This window comes from Polyangiaceae bacterium (genome assembly GCA_015075635.1).
Taxonomy (GTDB): domain Bacteria; phylum Myxococcota_A; class Polyangia; order Polyangiales; family Polyangiaceae; genus JADJKB01.
This window is the reverse complement of sequence record JABTUA010000001.1, coordinates 1,530,628-1,548,542: the sequence shown is the minus strand read 5'-3', so window position 1 is coordinate 1,548,542 and position 17,915 is coordinate 1,530,628. Positions and strand designations below refer to the sequence as shown.

Here is a 17,915-nt window from a genome sequence, read left to right as displayed (position 1 = left end):
CGATGGATCCCACTGTCGAAGGCGCAATCGCCGAGACCCCGGCCGACACGGCCGAGCCCAAGGGCAACCACCTGCCGGGCATGAGCCGCATCTGCGGCACCACCGGCTTCACCGTCGATCTGACGGCGCAGAAGTTCATCCAGCTGAACGCGGTCGCGGCGGTCGTCTGCCTGCTCATCGGCGGCGTCGCCGCGCTGCTCATCGCGCTCACCCGCTGGCCCGCGGTCCACCTACTCCCGGCGGAGTGGTACTATCGCTTGGTCACGCTGCACGGCCTCTCGATGCTGATCCTCTGGATCATCTTCTTCGAGATCGCGGTGCTCTACTTCGCCGGCACGGTGCTCTTGAAGAGCAGGTTGGCGTCGGCGTCGGCGGCCTGGGTGAGCTTCGTGATGATGGTCGTGGGCGGCGGTTTGGTCGCGGCCATGGTGCTCACCGGCAAGGCCGACGTGATGTTCACGTCGTACGCGCCGCTCAAGGCGCACCAGCTCTACTACCTGGGCGTCATCCTGTTCGCGGTCGGCACGCTGATCGGCGTGATCAACTTCTTCGCCACCATCTACATCGCCAAGCGCGACAAGACCTACAAGGGCTCGGTGCCTTTGGTGGTGTTCGGCGCCATCACCGCCGGGATCATCGCGGTGGCTACGCTGCTCCACGGCGCCGCCATCTACATCCCGACCTGGCTCTGGGCCCTCGGCGTCATCCCCAACATGGACTCGGCGGTGTACCGCCTGGTGTTCTGGGGCCTGGGCCACCCGTCGCAACAGATCAACGTCGCGGCGATGGTCAGCGTCTGGTACCTGCTCAGCGCCATCACCGTCGGCGGCAAGGTGCTGAACCAGGGCGTCTCCCGCGTCGCCTTCCTGTTCTACATCCTGTTCATCAACCTGGCCTCGGCCCATCACCTGTTGGTCGACCCGGGCGTGAGCGCCGGCTGGAAGATCTGGAACACCTCCTACGCGATGTACCTCGCCGTGCTCGCCTCGATGATCCACGGCTACACCGTGCCGGCCTCCGTCGAGGTGGCGCTGCGCAAGCAGGGCCACGACAAGGGCCTGTTCGGCTGGCTGGGCGCCGCGCCCTGGAGCAACCCGGGGTTCTCGGGCTTCTTCCTCAGCCTGATCATCTTCGGCTTCATCGGCGGCATCACCGGCGTGACGCTGGGCACCGAGCAGATCAACATCATCGCCCACAACACCCTGCGCATCCCCGGCCACTTCCACTCCACGGTGGTGGGCGGCACCACGCTGGCGTTCATGGCCGTGACCTACTACGTGGTCCCGCTGATCTTCCGCCGCGAGTACCCGCTCCGGGCCGTCTGCAAGGCTCAGCCCTACGTGTTCGCCCTGGGCATCGTGCTGATTTCGTTCGGCATGTCGTTCGCGGGCTCCTACGGCGTCTCGCGACGCCACTGGGACATCGAGTTCACCGGCGCGACGCACGCCGCCGGTTACGACGCCAGCGTGCACGTGTGGCTGGCGATGGTCGGCATCGGTGGCATCATCGCCTTCACGGGCCTCTTGATGTACGTCGTCCCGACGGTGCTCGCCGTGTTCTTCGGCAAGAAGATCGACGGCAAGATGACGGCTTGGTGAGGAGGCAGGAACATGGCTGAACAAGAGAAAGCCGCAGACGTGATCGAGAAGGAGTCGGACCACCACGGTGACGAGGCCCACAAGGCCCCGGGCACGTTCGTGCTCACCCTGGTCCTGCTCGTCTCGTTCGCCGTCTATTACTTCGCGAACTGGAAGGCGCTCGCGGACGTCTGGCACGTCCGTTGAAGGAACCCCGCTCATGACCAACTCCGCGGACACACCTCGCCCCGACCAGGGAACGCCCAGCGATTCGGGGCAGGAGCGCGCCGCGGAGTCGGCTGGGGCGCGCTGCGAGGCGGCCGAGCGACGCCTCGCGCCCAGCGCCCTGGCCAAGGACGACGCCTCGGGGTTGCCGCGGCCGCTGGCGGCGCTGCACGTCTTCTTCTCGTCCTGGCGCTTCCCGGTGCTGATGCTGGCGGTGCTGCTCTCCTTCGACCTGTTCCAGCTCCTGATGCTGGTGATCCCGAAGAGCGACAGCGGCGTCGGCGCCTTCGCCGAGGAGTTCCGCGTCTGGTGCTACGGCCTGAACCAGCAGACCGGGGAGTTCGAGACCAGCTACATCGCCATCTTCCTGGCGCAGCCAGCGGCCATGTGCGCCGTCCTGGCGGTGGTCTGGGGCAAGCAGGTGCGCGAGGCGCTGCGCAGCCGGCGCCGGGCCATGCTGCCGTACCTGGCCGCGGCGGCGGCCCTGGTGAGCATGGCGCTGGTCTCGCTGGTCGGCCTGGGCGAGAAGACCGCCCAGGCGGCCGCGCCCTTCCCCGCACAAAAGCTCCGCACGGCGAAGCCTGCTCCGGCGATCGCCCTGCTCGACCAGAACGGGGACGAGACCGAGCTCGCCTCGCTCAAAGGCAACGTGGTCGTGGTCACGGGCATCTACGCCACCTGCTTCCACACCTGCCCGCTGATCATGGGCCAGCTCAAGCGCGGTCTCGACGCGCTCACCCCCGAGGAGCGCCAGATCGTGCGCGTGGTCGCGGTCACGCTCAACCCCGAGCACGACAAGCAGCCGGTGATGCTGAAGACGGCCGCCCGCTACCAGGTGAAGGCCCCGGAGTACCGCCTGCTCTGGGGCGAGCCGGCCAAGGTGAATGCCACCCTCGACGCCTTGGAGATCGCTCGCTCGAAGAACCCGATGAACGGCGAGATCGACCACGCCAACCTGTTCATCGTCGTGGACAAGCTGGGGCAGGTCGCCTACCGGCTCACGCTCGGCGAGCGCCAGGAGCGCTGGCTGGTCGACGCGCTCAAGCTGCTGGTCCAGGAGCCCTCCGCCTGAGATGGACCCGAGCGCCCCGACCGAACCGGTGGGGGGCGCGGCGACGGAGGCGTCGCCTGCGTCCGCGAGCAAAGCTCACGTAACGTCACCCGTCCGCGCGCTCACGGTGATCCGCGACGACGGCGAGCGGATCGAGCCGCCGGTGCGCGGCGAGCGCGCGCTCCGCGTCGGCAACCGGCTGTTCCAGGCCCTCGACGCGGCGATCCATCGGGGCGTCCCGGTAGAGCTGAACCCGCTGGCTCAGACCGGCGCCATCGCCAACACCACGCTGATCACCGCCATCGTCTCCGGCATCGTGCTCCTGCTCTGGTACCGGACCAGCGTGCACCTGGCCTACGACTCGGTCGTCGCCATGGGCCAGCAGCGCTTCGGCGCTGGGCTCGTGCGCAGCCTGCACCGCTACAGCTCCGACGCAGCGCTCCTGTTCGTGCTCATCCACGCCGTGAAGCTGTTCTTCGAGCGACGCTTCGGCGGGGCACGCTGGCTCGCGTGGGTGACGGGCCTGGCGCTGCTCGCCCTGCTCTGGCTCGACGGTTGGCTCGGCTACTGGCTGGTCTGGGATCAGCGCGGGCAGCTCGTGGCCCTCGGCTCGGGCCACCTGCTCGACACCCTGCCCATCTTCGCCGATCCGCTCTCGCGCTCGTTCCTGGTGGACGACCGGCTGAACTCGCTCCTGTTCTTCGTGGTGTTCTTCCTGCACATGCTGCTGCCGCTGGCGATGGGCATCGCGCTCTGGCTGCACATCACGCGCCTGTCGCGCCCCTGGTTCCTGACCCGGCGGGTGATGACGGCCTGGGTCTTGGTCTCCCTCACCGTGGTCAGCGCGGCCTTCCCCGCTGACGCGGCGGGTCCCGCCAAGATGGCCGTTCGCCCCGAGGCCTTCAGCATCGACTGGTGGTATCTGGCGCCCGTCTGGCTCACCGATCGCCTGGGCGGCGGCGCGCTCTGGGCCATCGTGCTCGCCGCCGGCGCGCTGCTCCTGCCCATCCCCTGGTACCTGGCGCGGGGGCGCGCGCGGGTCGCAGAGGTCGTTACCGCGCGCTGCAACGCCTGCGAGAAGTGTTATCACGACTGCCCCTACGACGCGATTCAGATGGTGAAGCGGACGGACGACAAGCCCTTCCCCGCCATGGCCAGCGTCGACCCCGGCAAGTGCATCGGCTGCGGCATTTGCGCCGGCTCCTGCGACTCGGCGGGCATCGGCCTCACCTGGTTCGACAGCATCCGGCAGCGCCACCGCATCGACGAGCTGGTCGACCAGGGCTTGGGCGCCACGGAGCCGGTGTTCCTCGCGCTGGTCTGCAGCGAGTCCGCCGGCGCGCACCTCGAAGTGGACGCCGAGACCGCGCGCTCTGCCGAGCTCCCCGGCTACGCCGTGGTGCGCGTGCCCTGCGCGGGGTGGATCCACCCGCTCAGCGTCGAGCGTGCGCTCCGGCGAGGCGCGCGCGGCGTGCTGATCGTCGCCTCTGGTCCGGGCAGCTGCATGTACCGCGAGGGCAACCGCTGGACGGCCGAGCGCATGAGCGGAAAGCGCGAGCCCAGCTTGCGCGCCGACAAAGTGGACGCCAGCAGAGTCCGCGTGGTCGAGCTCTTCCGCACCCAGCGAGGCCGCCTGGTGGCCGAGGCCAAGGACTTCGCCGCGCAGGTGGCCCGCGCGGGCGCCAGACCGCCCAGCCTGCCGGCGCGCCTGCTGACCGGCCTCGGGCTCAGCGCGTTGTTCGGGCTGGTGACCTGGGCCGGCACCGCCGCCGTCTACCGCACGCCGGACGACCCGGCCCCCAAGCTGGTGATCTCGTTCAAACACCCGGGCAAAGCCGGCGAGAACTGCCGCGAACCCAGCGCAGAGGAGCTGGCGAAGCTCCCGCCGCACATGCGCCAGAAGCAGATCTGCGAGCGGCGACGCGCCAGCGTGCGCCTGCGCGTGACGGTGGACGGCGAGCAGATCTCCAGCCGCGCCTACGAGCCGCGCGGCATCTGGGGCGACGGCAACAGCATCGCGATCGAGCGCTTCTCGCTCCCCGCGGGGCCCCACGCGGTGAAGGTCGAGCTGGGCGACACCATGAACCCGGACGAGCTCAACCACTCGACCCAGCGCACGATCACGCTGAAGGAGCGCCACAACACGGTGCTCCTGTTCGACAAGATGACGGACTTCGTCTGGTTCGAGTGACGCGGCGGCGCTCGCCTCCCGACGCTCGGGCGCTCGCCTCCCGATGCGCGGCGCTCGCCTCCCGACGCTCGGGCGCTCGCCTCCCGATGCGCGGCTCTCGCGTCCCGACGCTCGGGCGCTCGCCTCCCGATGCGCAGCGCTCGCCTCCCGACGCTCGGGCGCTCGCCTCCCGATGCGCGGCTCTCGCGTCCCGACGCTCGGGCGCTCGCCTCCCGACGCGCGGCGCTCGCCTCCCGACGCTCGGGCGCTCGCCTCCCGATGCGCGGCGCTCGCCTCCCGCGGGGCCTCGCAAGCTCCAACCGCACGCCCAACCGCACGCCCAACCGCACGCCCAACCGCACGCCCAACCGCACACTTCGCTCGCGTGGGACACCCCTCCTTCGAGCTTCGAGCTGCATCGGGTCGCGTGCTCTCCCGCTGGCGCACGTTCCGGCGCGCTAGTTCTGCGCGTCCCGGTCAGGCACCCGTTTCGCGAGGTCCCGCGTACTGCCGGAGCGTGTTAGATCCCCACTCGCCATGAGCGAAGAGATCCCGTTCCGCACCATCATCGAGCCCTTTCGCATCAAGGCGATCGAGCCCATCCCGCTGACGAAGCGCGCCGAGCGCGAGGCCTTGCTCGAGCAGGCCGGCTACAACCTGTTCAAGCTCCACGCCGAGCACGTGACCATCGATCTGCTCACCGATTCGGGCACCGGCGCCATGAGCGATCGGCAGTGGGCCGCCCTCCTGGCCGGCGACGAGTCTTACGCCGGCAGCCGCAGCTACGACCACTTCGAGACGACGGTGAAGAGGCTCACCGGCCTGCCCCACGTCTTCCCCACGCACCAGGGCCGGGCCGCGGAGCGCATCCTGTTCGAGGCCGTGGTGAAGCCCGGTGACGTGGTGCCGAACAACACCCATTTCGACACCACCCGCGCGAACCTGGAGCACGTTGGGGGAGTGGCCCTCGACCTGCCGCGCTCGAGCGACGAGCGCTTCGGCGGCAACATGGACCTGGAGGCGCTGGAGCGGGCCCTCACCGGCGACCGCAACGTGCCGCTGGTGATGATGACGCTGACCAACAACGCGGTGGGCGGCCAGCCCGTGTCGCTGGAGAACATGCGGGCGGTGCGCGCGCTGTGCGACCGCCACCAGGTCCCGCTGTTCGTGGACGCGGCGCGCTTCGCCGAGAACGCCTGGCTGATCAAGCGGCGCGAGCCCGGCTACGCGGACCACACCCCGGAGCAGATCGCCCGGGAGCTCTTCGACCTGGCGGATGGCTGCACCGTGAGCGCCAAGAAAGACGGCATCGTCAACATCGGCGGCATCCTGGCCACTCGGCGCGCCGACTGGGCGCGGAAGTTCGAAGTGCTGCTGATCTTGAGCGAGGGTTTCCCCACCTACGGCGGGCTCGCCGGGCGTGACCTCGAGGCGATGGCCGTGGGGCTGATCGAGGCGCTGGATCCGGAGTACCTGCGCTACCGCGAGGCGACGGTCGCCTATCTGGCGCGCGGGCTGGAGAAGGCCGGGCTGCCCATCGTCAATCCGCCGGGCGGGCACGCGGTCTTCATCGACGCGGGGCGGGCGTTGCCGAAGATGCCGCGCGCCGAGCTGCCCGCGCAGGCCATCGCCATCGAGCTGTATCGCGAGGGCGGCGTGCGCAGCGTGGAGGTGGGGACGTTGATGTTCGGCGCCGCCGCGCAGCACGAGCTGGTGCGGGTGGCGCTCCCCCGCCGCGTGTACACCGCGTCCCACGTGGATTGGGTGATCGAGACGGCGGAGCGCGTGGCCGCGCGCCTGGGGGAGATCCGCGGCTATCGCATCGTCGAGGAGCCGCCGCTCCTCAGGCACTTCACGGCTCGGCTTCAGCCGATTTGACCGGCGTGCGCGGCACCAAGAGGTCCTCCAGGAAATACGCCGCGAGGTCCGCCCGGCCCGACAGCCCCGCCTTCTTGTAGAGCGAGCGGGCCTGCTGGCGCACCGTGCGCTCGCTCACACCGCGCAGATCGGCGACCTCCTGGTGGCTCAGACCCTTGAGCAGGAGCAGGCCGATCTCGCGTTCCGCCGGCGACAGGCCCCAGCGCTCGAACTGCCGGTCGATGGCGGCGCCGAGCCCCTCGATCAGGTCCCGGGCCTCGTTGCGCCAGCGCTCGGCCTCGGCCCGCTGGTCGGCGAGCCGAGCTTCGAGCTGCGCCGCCTCGCCGCGCAGCGCCCGAGCCTCCGCCCGCAGCTCCTCGGCGTCACGCCGCAAGACCAGCCAGCGCCGGGAGAAAGCGACGCCGCCGCCCAGGGCCAGCAGCACGATCGTGCCCTCGAGGCCCAGGTGCGACGGGCCCGCTCCGTGCAGGTAGTCGAAGAGCAGATCCGAGCCGATGATGCCCCCGATCAGCACGAACAAGAGGGCACCGAGCAGCGTGCGCCGAAGCTCGTGGTCGGGGCGGTCGGACATCAGCCGGCGTGAGCATAGTCGACCCAAGCGCGCGAACCAGCACGCCACTCGCCTACAGTGTGGGACAGCGCGGGCTGACGGGCGTCAGCGCGGAGCGGCGCTGCACCGCGAAGAATGTGCGGATGCGCCCGATCCTCCTCGTCAGCCTCCTCGCTCTCTCCGCCCTCGGGGCAGCTCTGCCCAGTTGCTCCCAGCGCGAGGTCGAGTCCGAGCAGACGTATTTCGAGCGGAAGATCGCGCCCATCCTCAACGGCTCCTGCGCGCGGAGCCCGACGGGGTCCCTGTGTCACATCACGCAGGACGAGCGCGGCAACGCCCTCGGCAACCTGGACGTCACCGAATACGACCTCGTCGCGAAGCGCCGAGACCTGCTGGTGAGCTACGGGCCGTACGGGCTGCCGGCCCTGCTGCTCAAGGCCTTCCCGCCACAGTCGCTGCAGCTCACCGCGTACGACGGCACGACCGAGACCATCAACACCGCCATCCCGCACACCGGCAACTCGATCCTCGATCCGAGCACCGCCGGCGCCCAAGCCATCCTGAAGTGGATCGAGCGGGGCGCCACCGAGAACAACGCCGAGCGGAAGCAGGCCAAGATCGAGAAGGAGCCCTGCCTGGATCGCATCGGCAAAGATCCGATGTTCGATCCGAGCAAGGACCCCGCGACGCCGGACTACGCGGCGTTCGTGAGCGACGTGAACGACTGGCTGGTCTCGAGCTGCGCTGGCTCGAACTGCCACGGCGCGCCGGAGGGCTCGTTCCCGCTCTCGTGCGGCAAGACGCCGGAGCAGAAGCGCTGGAACTACTTCTCGGCCAGCGACTACGTGGCGAAGGACCCGCAGTTCAGCGAGCTCCTGAGGCGCCCGATGAACCCCGCCTACGGCGGCACCTACCACGAGGGCGGCGCGTTCTTCGATTCCCCGGCCGACGCGCAGTACCAGAAGGTGCTCGCGTGGGCGAAGGCCCAGGGCGGCGCCACGAACGTCCCCAAGGACGCCGGCTTCGACCTGTTCGCGAAGCGCGTGCAGCCGATGCTGGTCAAGCGGGGCTGCATCCTGGTCGGCTGCCACTCGGCGCCTGCCTTCAACGACTTCAAGCCGCGGGCCTCGAGCGGGAGCCACTTCGGCCTGGCCGCGACCCGCGACAACTACCGGCAGGTGCTGAAGCAGGTCGCCCTGGAGTCGCCGGATCCCAACGCGGGGCGGCTGATCCGCAAGAACCTCGAGCCCGGCCGGGGCATCAAGCACCGCGGCGGCGCGCTCTTCTCGCTGGGCGGCGATCCGACCCAGTGCGACCTCAGCGCGGCCGAGACCGGGCCGCTCGACGCGCAGGACCCGTATTGCGTGCTGGTCGCCTGGATCGCCAAGGAGCGAGCCGAGCGCACCAAGGATCTCGCGCCCCTCTCCGGTATCGTCTACGTGAAGCGGCCGCCGTCCTCGGCGCCCGAGACGCTGCAGGGCTTCGAGAGCTACACGCCCGGCGCCGACCTGCGCTTCATCGGCGCCACGCTCGACGCGCAGGGCAAGCTCGCCACCAGCGGCGGAGACGTGAGCCTGTCCGCCGGATGCGGGCTCGACCCCGCGACCGCGGACGTGAGGCGACCGCAGGTCTCCTGGGACGGCAAGACCGTGGCCTTCGCGGCGCGAACGTCGGCGACGACTCCGCTCCGGATCTACAGCATGAAGCCCGACGGCTCGGGCTGCGCCATCGAGCCCGTGATCGGCGCGCCGCCCAGCGACGAGACTGGAGCGGCCGTCCCGGACAACGGCGAGCCGATCCACGACTTCGATCCGGCGTTCGCCCCGGATGGCACGCTGGTGTTCGCCTCGACCCGGGGCAACATCCGCAAGAGCGCGGAGTTCAAGGGACCGCAGCGCTCGGCGGCGGACCCGTCAAAGCTCAATTCGAACATCTACGTGCTCGAGAACGGCAAGATCCGCCAGCTGACCTTCCTCTTGAACTACGAGGGGCAGCCCAGCTTCAAGCTCAACGGGCAGATGCTGCTCACCGCGGAGAAGCGCGCGCCGGGCTTCTACCAGCTCGCCGCGCGTCGCATCAACCTGGACGGCGGCGACTACCACCCGCTCTTCGGCCAGCGCCCCAGCATGGGCTACCTGCAGCTAACGGACTGCATCCAGCTCCCGGACGGCAACTTCGTCGGCGTCGCCAGCGATCGGGGCGCCGCGCACACGGCCGGCACGCTGGTGACCGTCAACCGCTCCATCGGCCCGGACAACGTGAGCCCGAACCCGGACGACTACATGGAGGACCCGGACGCGCTGGACTACGCGAAGACGCCGTTCTTCCAGCGGGCGCTCACCATCCTGGATCCGGCTGCCACCGGCCGGGTCGGCCAGGCCACCCTGGGCGCCTACCGCAACCCCTCGGTGCTTCCGAACAGCGACATCCTGGTCAGCTACGCCGCCAACGTGGTGGACGTCGGCAGCTTCAGCGGGAACTTCGACGTGGTCACCGTGGACTCGGTGTCGGGGCAGCGCACCTCGCTCGCGGGCCTCGGCGATCCGAACGCCGACGAGCTCTGGCCGGTGGCCGTGTTCGGCCGGGTCAACCGCGGCGTGTTCCGCTCCACGCCGGCGGATCCGACGGGCAGCGCGGTGATCTACACCGAGGACGACGATCAGAGCCGCACGGACCGCGCGCAGCTCACCTACCTGGACTTCCCGATGATCACGAGCCTGATGTTCCAGAGCACGCGCTCGCGCCGGACCATCCACACCGACATGGACGACTTCGAGTACTGGGAGGCGTTGCCGCCCCAGGGCGAGAAGAGCCTGGACGACGCGAGCCCGTACATCATCGACGACGGCAAGTTCGGCAAGCTCTACGCGCGGCGCCGCCTCTTGGGCAAGGTGCCGCTCGAGGACGACGGCTCGACGCGCCTTCAGCTCCCGGCCGGCGTGCCCGTGGTGCTGAGCGTGCTGTCCAAGCTGCAAGGCGAGAGCGACTCGACGCTGCACCACCAGAAGGAGGAGATGCAGTACTACCCCGGCGAGTGGGTGACGCTGTCGTTCCGGCGCGAGCTGTTCAACAACTTCTGCGGCGGCTGCCACGGACCCACCAGCGGCAAGGAGCACGACGTCGCGGTGAAGCCAGACCTCCTGAGCCAGGCCTCCAAAGCCGTCGCCAAAGCCGCGGATCCCGTGGACCTGGTGAAACTGACGCCCGGCGAGCCCAAGGCGCCTCCGTTCCCGTGAGCGGGCCGGCGTGGTACGGGTCCGGGACATGCACCCGGCCCGCCGCCACCTCGCCGAGGACCACGCGCGGCTCGAGCGCCTGTACGCGGAGCTCGAGAACGCCCTGGACAGCGCCGATCTCGCGGTCGTGCAGCAGGCCTGGACGCGCTTCGAGAAGGATCTCCTCGGGCACCTCGAGGCTGAGGAGCGCTGGCTCTTCCCGCTGATGGCGGCCGACCACGCCGCCGACGTCAAGGAGCTCCGGCTCGAGCACGAGCGCCTGCGCCACCTGGTGAGCGAGGAGGGCCTGGCTGCGGATCTCCACACGCTGCGCAAGGAGACGGCGCAGGAGCTTCTGACCGAGCTCCGCGCGCACGGCGCCCACGAGGACGACACGGTCTACACCTGGCTCGAGAGCGTTCCGGAGCCGACCAAGCTCCAGGAGTTGCTCGACGCGCTGGTGCGCCGCGCGGGGGGTATCGTCTCGGGGTGAGAAAGGAGGTGCCCATGAGCGAGCTCAGACTGACCCGCTTGGTTCAAGGCGGCGGTTGAGCCCGGAAGCTTCCGGCCGAGGACCTGGTCCAGGTCCTGAGTCAGCTCCCGATGCTCTCACATCGCTGGGTGAGCTCCGAAACGGGCCCGCTCGACGACGCGGCGATCGTGTCTCCGGAGCTCGGCGCGCAGGGCTCGCTGGTGCTGACGCTCGACGTGATCACGCCGGTGGTGGACGACCCGGTCGCGTTCGGGCAGATCGCGGCGGCCAACGCCCTGTCCGACGTCTACGCCATGGGCGGAGATCCGCAGGTGGCGCTCTCCTTCGTCGGCATCCCCGACGCGGTGCCGCTCGACGTGCTCGCCGCCATCCTGCGCGGTGTGACCGAGAAATGCCACGAGGCCGGCTGCGCCATCGTCGGCGGCCACAGCATCCGCGACAGCGAGCCCAAGGTCGGCCTGGCCGTGGTCGGCTCTGTGGATCACGCACGCGCCTGGACGCACAAGCGAGCGCTGGCGGGCCAGCGACTGCTGCTCACCAAGCCCATCGGCACCGGCGTCATCGCGCAGGCTGCCCGCTCCGACCGCGCTGCCGCCGACTCCGTCGGGCTGGCCACGCGCTGGATGGCCCGCCTGAATCGCCACGCCAAGGCGGTGGGCGTCAGCCACGGCGCCACGGCGGCGACCGACGTCACCGGCTTCGGTCTGCTCGGCCACCTCGAGCACATCGTGGCCGCGAGCGGGCTCGAAGCGCGGCTGAACGTCGCGGCGATCCCGCTCCTGCCGGGCGCCCTCGACGCGGCCCGCGAGGGCCTCGTGCCGGGTGGCAGCAAGCGCAACCTGCGCTACGTCGAGGCTCACCTCTCCGGCGCCGCGGCGCTCGCTCCCGAGCTCTTGACGGTGCTCGCCGACGCGCAGACCAGCGGCGGCCTCTTGCTCTGCCTGCCTGCGGAGCGTGCGGAGTCGGCGCTCGCCGAGCTGGGCGAAGGCGCTGCGCTCGTCGGCGAGCTCGTGAGCGGCACCGCGGGGCGGATCGCGCTCGAGTGACCGCCGCTCAGCCCTGGTGCATCTCATCCACCACGCGGCGCAGCTCATCGAGCAGTGGGTGCTCCCAGTCGCTGCTCAGGCTGACGATGACCTCGCGGTAATACCAGAGCGTCTCGTCGCGGGTCGGCGTGAAGCGTTCCCAGACCGCTTCGCCGACCAGTCGCCGATCTCGCACGATGGCCGAGGCGTTGTGGAGCTTGTCGGCGGCGCTGATCAGCTTGAGCTCCGCCGGTTCGTCGCGCAGGCGCTCGAGGTAGGCCACCTTGCGCTGCTTCCACGGGGGCTTGGGCTGAGTGGTCGTGTCGCTCAGCGCTTCGACGAAGCGCGCGACGCGATCGCCGAAGCGACGGGCGAGCTCGTCGCGATGTGCGCCCTCGATGTCCTCGAGGTAGTCGTGACAGAGGGCGGCGACGATCTGCTCCTCGTCGCCGCCGTGCTCGGCGACCGTCGCGGCGACCTGGAGCAGGTGCGACAGGTAGGGGACGCCGGAGCCTTTTCGCACCTGGCGCCGGAAGGCCGCCGCCACGAACCCGAGCGCGTGGTCCAGGCGCTCGGAGTACTGGGGCTCCACGCTGTGCTTCACGTCCCGAACTCTACCCCCACCCACGCGGGGCGGCAGGCCGGGCTTTTTCCAGTCACAGCGAACCGATCTGAGGTATTCTCGTGACACTGAAATCGCGTTTGCGGGCGATCCGGGCCCGCCGCCAATGACCGGAGGCAGCCGTGCCGATTGACGTTCCCGCCGTGCGGATCCTGATCGTCGACGATGACCGGGCCATCTGCGACTACATGCAGACGCTGCTCGAGAAAGACGGCTTCACCGTCAAGGCGCTGAGCGATCCCACGCTCGTCGAAGACGAGGTCCGTCAGGGTAGCTACCACGTCGTCATCTTGGACCTGATGATGCCGAAGCTCGACGGCATCGAGGTCTTGAAGCGCATCCGCGAGCACGACACCGACGTCGCCGTCGTGGTGTTCACTGCGCATCCGAACCTGGACTCGGCGGTGGCGGCGATGAAGCTCGACGCCGTCGACTACATCAAGAAACCCTTCAACGTCGACGAGTTCCGCGAGGTCTTGGCTCGTGTGATGCGCAAGAAGGGGCTGGCCCGCACCCCGGAGGAGCAGCTCCACAAGATCATCGGGGACACCATCCGCAACATGCGCAAGGTCAAGGAGCTGACGCTCAAGCAAATGAGCCGCCGCACCGGCCTGAGCATCTCCCTCTTGTCGCAGATCGAGCGGGCGGAGAGCAGCCCGTCGATTTCCAGCTTGTACAAGATCGCGCTGGCGCTAGACACCAAAATCCAGGACCTCTTCGGCGACAACTGACATGAACCACCTTCACGACTTTCGCGGTACGCGCCGGCTGTCTCTGGTGGCGCTGACCGCCTTGGCCTCCCTCTCGCTCTGGCTCGCGCCGAGCCCCGGCCGCGCCGACTGGCCGCCGCCCCTCACCGCGACCTCGAGCGACATGAAGAACCCGGCGAACTGGCCGAACGATCCGGGCTACGGCTACAAGGCGAGCGAGAAGGCCAGCGAGCGCAGGAGCGGGCAGTGGCAGTTCTACTCCTTCATCCCGGACCGCTCTCCCGGCGGCTTCGTCCCGCCGCTGAACCCCGGTGAGACGGCCTCGGGCATGAGCGTCGATCTGGCCTGGCGCCACACCATCGGCGACGACCGGGTGCTGATCGCGGTGCTCGACTCCGGCATCAAGTGGGACGAGGCCGATCTCGCCGAGAAGGCCTACCTGAACCTGGGCGAGCTCGCGGCCCATCCGCCGCTGAAAGCCGACGGCTCCCCCTGCGCGCCGCTCGACCCGCTCAAGCCCACCGAGAAGCTCTTCGACTGCAACGGCGACGGCATCGCCACGGTCGGCGACTACAAAGATCACCCGGGCCTGTCCCCGGCGGCGAGCCCTGGTCACCCGGCTGGCGACTGGAACCAGAACGGCATCCTGGACGCCGGCGATTTGATCGACAACCCCATGTTCTCCGACGGGGTGGACGACGACGCCAACGGCTACGTCGACGACATCTCGGGCTGGGACTTCTTCAAGAACGACAACAACGCCTACGACGACACCCGCTACGGGCACGGCACCGGTGAAGCGCGGGACTCCGCCGCCGCGACCAACAACGGCATGGGGGACGCGGGCATCTGCCCGATGTGCCGCTTCGTCCCGCTGCGCGTGGGCGACAGCTTCATCGCCGACGGTCAGGACTTCGCCAAGGCGGTGGTCTACGCCACGGACAACGGGGCGAAGGTCGTGCAGGAGGCTCTCGGCACCATCAACATGAGCGGCTTCGCGCAGACGGCGATGGACTACGCCTACGAGCGCGGCACGGTGATCGTGGCGAGCATGGCCGACGAAAATAGCCGCCACCACAACGTGCCCGCCGCCGCCAACCACACCATGCCGGTGCACGCGGTGACCATGCTCGGCGGCGACGACCAGAGCACCACCGCCAAGAGCTTCCTCTCCTTCAACAACTGCACGAACTTCGGCGCGCAGAACTACTTGTCCGCCTCGGGCACGGGTTGCTCGAGCGAGGCGACCGGGAGGCTGTCGGGGCTCGCCGGCCTCGTCTACTCGATGGGCGTTCAGCAGAAGCTCGACCCACCGCTGTCCGCCGGCGAGGTGATGCAGATCTTCTTCAAGACCGCCGACGACATCAACATCGAGGCCTCGCAGAAGCCGGGCAGCGAGTTCTACTGGTCGCAGGAGGGCTTCGACCAGCGCTTCGGCTACGGCCGCGTGAACGCCAACACCGCGGTGGAGTGGGTCAAAGAGGGCCGCATCCCGCCTGAGGTGGACATCGTCCGGCCCTACTGGTTCGAGACCCTCTACAAAGACCAGGTCACGGCGGCGGTGCCGATCATGGGCACCGTGCGCGCGCGCCGCGCGCCGCTCTACAGCGTGATCGTGGAGTGGGCGCCGGGGGTGCAGCCCTTGGACGCTGCGTTCAAGGTCATCAAGAAGCTGGAGAACATCAAGAGCAGCGAGGTGCCCGTGTTGGGCAAGGACGGCACCCCGCTCGCGACCTTGGACGTGCGCGAGATCGACGTGACCCACGAGCGCGACGTGGACAGCCCGCTCGGCGAGAACGACCGCACCATCACCGTGCGCGTGCGGGCCATCGCGCACTACGGCGGCAACCTGGGCGACGTCGAGGGCGAGCTCAGGCGCGCCTACGCCGTGCACGAGGACGACACGCTCCTGCCGGGGTTCCCGCTCTTCCTCGGCGCCTCCGGCGAGTCGAGCCCGAAGCTCGCGGACATCGACGGCGACGGCGTCCGCGACATCGTGGTCGGCACCGCCGACGGCAAGCTGCACGTGCTCAGCATGGCGAGCGGAAAGCCGGCGTACGTCAAGGGCTTCCCCTTCTCAACCGATCCCATCGACGGCCTCAATCCCAAGCTCCCCCTGAGCTACGCCGCCGCCCCGGGCTACTCGGCGCCGGAGACCCTGGTGAACAAGGACGCGGCCCGCGAGGCCATCAGCCCGACGCCGGCCATCGCCGACCTGGACGGGGACGGCAGGCTCGACATCGTGGTCACCACCTACTCCGGCACGGTCTACGTCGTGAAGAACGACGGCAGCGCCCTGCCCGGCTGGCCCCAGCGGCTACCAGAGATCCCGTCGTGCCCGTACGGCGCGCCGAAGCCGACCGACAAGGCGTGCATGGACACGGACACCCGCTTCGCCCGCGGAGCGTTCGGCAGCCCAACCATCGAGGACATGGACGGCGACGGCAAATACGAGATCGTGCAGCCGGCCTTCGACGGCAAGGTCTACGTGTTCAAGGCCGACGGGACCCAGCTCGACGGCTGGCCGGTCGCGGTCCACTACGAAGGCGGGGACGGCAGCGGCGAGTACAACCGCATCTTCACCTCCGCGGCGGTGGCGGATTTCACCGGCGACGGCCGTCCCGACGTGTTGGTCGGCTCCAACGAGAAGCTCGGCAAGGCGGGCGGCGCCGGAGCCTTCTACCTGATCGACGGTCGCGGCACGAAGGCCGGGGCCAAGCCCTGGCTCACGAACTGGCCGGTGACGACCATCTCGTTCAACCTGTTCCCGCTGATCTCGGAGGGCGTGGGCAACTCACCCATCGCTGGTGACCTGGACGGCGACGGCAAGCCCGAGGCGGTCATGCACGGCAACGCCAGCGCGCCGCTCATCGTGCCCACCGATCCCGGCACGCAGAAGCTGCTCTCGTCCACGCCGACCAACGCGCTGCCGGAGCGCATCAACCCCGACACAGGGGCCAAAGAGCGCGGCCTCGCGCCGACCAGCATCTTCGGCGCGGACTCCAAGGCCAGCCAACCGGACACCATGTTCCCGCTCTTCGCCCAGCCATCGATGGGCGATCTGGATCAGGACGGCGTCCCGGACGTGGTCTCGAGCGGCGGCTCGCTCAGCCTGGCGCAGAACCTGCTCTCCAGCCAGCCGGCGAAGGGCCCAGCGCAGAACCTGCTCTCGATGTGGAGCGGCAAGACCGGGCGCATGTTGCCCGGCAGCCCCGTGGTGCTGGAGGACTTCACCTTCTTCAACAGCCAGGCCATCGCCGATCTGAACGGCGACGGATACCCGGAGGTGATGACCGGCAGCGGCGGCTACTTCGTGCACGCCGCCGACGCCTGCGGCCGCGAGCCCACGGGCTGGCCCAAGTTCACCGGCCAGTGGATCGTCGCGACCACCGCGGTCGGCGACGTCACCGGCGAAGGGAACCTGGACGTGGTGGTGAACTCGCGCTCCGGCTGGCTCTACGCCTGGAAGACCGAGGGCAAGAGCGACGGCGTCGTGGCCTGGGAGAGCTTCCGCCACGACAACCGCAACACCGGCCACTACGGCACGCCGCTCGAGCAAGGCACGAAGCAGAGCGGGGTCGTGCCGCTTCCGGTGGACGACGAGGGCAAGTGCGTGGTCACCGACGGACCCGCGAAGAACCCGACCAAGTCCTTCGCTGCGGCCGGAGGCTGCGGCTGCCGCACCGCGGGCGGCGAGCTCAGCGGCGTCTGGGGCCTCGCGGCGCTGGCGCCGCTCGGCTTGCTCGCCGCGCGGCGCAGGCGGCGCCGTCCCGAGTAGTGCCGAAGGTCGGACTTGAACCGACGACCCCACGCTTATGAAACGACCCGAGACGTCAGCACAGAGCATGTTTCCTGCGCTGTCGTCGCGCGTGATGACCACGGAGAACCCACCGTAGACGTGGGAGTGTCCGATCCTGGTGTCCGATCGTTGGGCACACTCTCGAAAAGCGTGGGGTCTGTCGCCGCTCTGCCGGTGGACGAACGGGCCGCCGTGCTCGCTGAGCTGCGGCAGGCTATCGCCGCGCTCCCTGCCGGCCCCAGCGAGCCGAGGACGCGGCTCGTCGCACTGGCGAGGCGCCTGGAAGCAGCGCAGGCCCAAGACGCCCAGCGGGCCGCCGGCGGTGCAGCGTGACCGACGTCCTGCTCCCTGGTCGTCGGGCTCGCCCTCGGCGCAGTGGTCTGCTGGCAGGCGTGCCGGCCGTAGCCCGGTCCTTGGTTGTCCCACCGTTGGACAGCTCGGGCCCGGTGAGGCAGAAGAAAGCCCGGCGAGCCTTGCAGGGCTCCCGGGCTGTGGGTCGATCGTGGCGACCAAGAGGAAAGTACAGCGGGCAAGAGGATCGAGCAACGGGACGCCCCCGCGCTGTAGGTGCGGCCGCGCCAAGAGCCCGACTGCGCAGTG

General features: G+C 69.5%; 10 protein-coding genes and 1 pseudogene. 9 read left to right on the top strand and 2 right to left on the bottom strand.

Annotated features, from left to right (window positions below; translation table 11 throughout):
* The first annotated feature begins 80 nt into the window (after positions 1-80).
* The 4 genes and pseudogenes from HS104_06935 to HS104_06920 all read left to right on the top strand — a co-directional run bounded on the left by HS104_06935 (position 81) and on the right by HS104_06920 (position 6,901).
* Positions 81-1,784 (top strand): annotated as a pseudogene (locus HS104_06935) (cbb3-type cytochrome c oxidase subunit I).
* A gap of 13 nt (positions 1,785-1,797) precedes the next feature.
* Positions 1,798-2,874, top strand: coding sequence for an SCO family protein (locus HS104_06930; protein MBE7479703.1), 1,077 nt, complete (start codon positions 1,798-1,800; stop codon positions 2,872-2,874).
* 106 nt (positions 2,875-2,980) lie between these two features.
* Entirely contained in the window at positions 2,981-5,044 is a 2,064-nt protein-coding gene (locus HS104_06925; protein MBE7479702.1) for a hydrogenase iron-sulfur subunit, read from the top strand.
* A 516-nt stretch (positions 5,045-5,560) separates the two neighbouring features.
* The gene (locus tag HS104_06920; GenBank protein ID MBE7479701.1) at positions 5,561-6,901 is read left to right on the top strand and encodes a tryptophanase; all 1,341 of its coding nucleotides are present in this window, start codon (positions 5,561-5,563) and stop codon (positions 6,899-6,901) included.
* Here HS104_06920 and HS104_06915 read toward each other — a convergent pair.
* Complete coding sequence (locus HS104_06915) at positions 6,876-7,346, bottom strand: LuxR family transcriptional regulator (protein ID MBE7479700.1); 471 nt, start codon at positions 7,344-7,346, stop codon at positions 6,876-6,878. The two genes, HS104_06920 and HS104_06915, sit on opposite strands and share 26 nt — an antisense overlap.
* A 248-nt stretch (positions 7,347-7,594) precedes the next feature.
* Here HS104_06915 and HS104_06910 point away from each other — a divergent pair, with 248 nt between their 5' ends.
* The 3 genes from HS104_06910 (at position 7,595) to selD (ending at position 12,205) form a co-directional block, all read left to right on the top strand.
* Positions 7,595-10,687 carry a PD40 domain-containing protein gene (locus tag HS104_06910; GenBank protein ID MBE7479699.1) on the top strand — a complete coding sequence of 1,031 codons (3,093 nt, stop codon included), beginning with the start codon at positions 7,595-7,597 and terminating at the stop codon, positions 10,685-10,687.
* A 28-nt stretch (positions 10,688-10,715) separates the two neighbouring features.
* The gene (locus HS104_06905) at positions 10,716-11,159 is read left to right on the top strand and encodes a hemerythrin domain-containing protein (protein MBE7479698.1); all 444 of its coding nucleotides are present in this window, start codon (positions 10,716-10,718) and stop codon (positions 11,157-11,159) included.
* A 110-nt stretch (positions 11,160-11,269) separates the two neighbouring features.
* Positions 11,270-12,205: a selenide, water dikinase SelD gene (selD, locus tag HS104_06900; protein MBE7479697.1), complete on the top strand. Its 936-nt coding sequence runs from the start codon at positions 11,270-11,272 to the stop codon at positions 12,203-12,205.
* 7 nt (positions 12,206-12,212) lie between these two features.
* On the opposite strand, the gene HS104_06895 is transcribed toward selD, so the two are convergent.
* Positions 12,213-12,752 (bottom strand): HD domain-containing protein, encoded by a 540-nt coding sequence (locus HS104_06895; protein MBE7479696.1) that lies wholly within the window; start codon positions 12,750-12,752, stop codon positions 12,213-12,215.
* Between the two features lie 176 nt (positions 12,753-12,928).
* On the opposite strand from HS104_06895, the gene HS104_06890 reads away from it, so the two are divergent.
* On the top strand, positions 12,929-13,537 hold the full coding sequence (locus HS104_06890) for a response regulator (GenBank protein MBE7479695.1): 609 nt from the start codon (positions 12,929-12,931) through the stop codon (positions 13,535-13,537).
* A gap of 1 nt (position 13,538) precedes the next feature.
* Positions 13,539-17,294: a VCBS repeat-containing protein gene (locus tag HS104_06885; protein MBE7479694.1), complete on the top strand. Its 3,756-nt coding sequence runs from the start codon at positions 13,539-13,541 to the stop codon at positions 17,292-17,294.
* Positions 17,295-17,915 lie beyond the last annotated feature (621 nt).

Excerpts from the sequence above, each read along its gene's own strand:
- HS104_06930 (MBE7479703.1), top strand. The coding sequence starts at position 1,798 with ATGACCAACTCCGCGGACACACCTCGCCCCGACCAGGGAACGCCCAGC.
- HS104_06920 (MBE7479701.1), top strand. The coding sequence starts at position 5,561 with ATGAGCGAAGAGATCCCGTTCCGCACCATCATCGAGCCCTTTCGCATC.
- HS104_06910 (MBE7479699.1), top strand. The coding sequence starts at position 7,595 with ATGCGCCCGATCCTCCTCGTCAGCCTCCTCGCTCTCTCCGCCCTCGGG.
- HS104_06905 (MBE7479698.1), top strand. The coding sequence starts at position 10,716 with ATGCACCCGGCCCGCCGCCACCTCGCCGAGGACCACGCGCGGCTCGAG.
- selD (MBE7479697.1), top strand. The coding sequence starts at position 11,270 with ATGCTCTCACATCGCTGGGTGAGCTCCGAAACGGGCCCGCTCGACGAC.
- HS104_06885 (MBE7479694.1), top strand. The coding sequence starts at position 13,539 with ATGAACCACCTTCACGACTTTCGCGGTACGCGCCGGCTGTCTCTGGTG.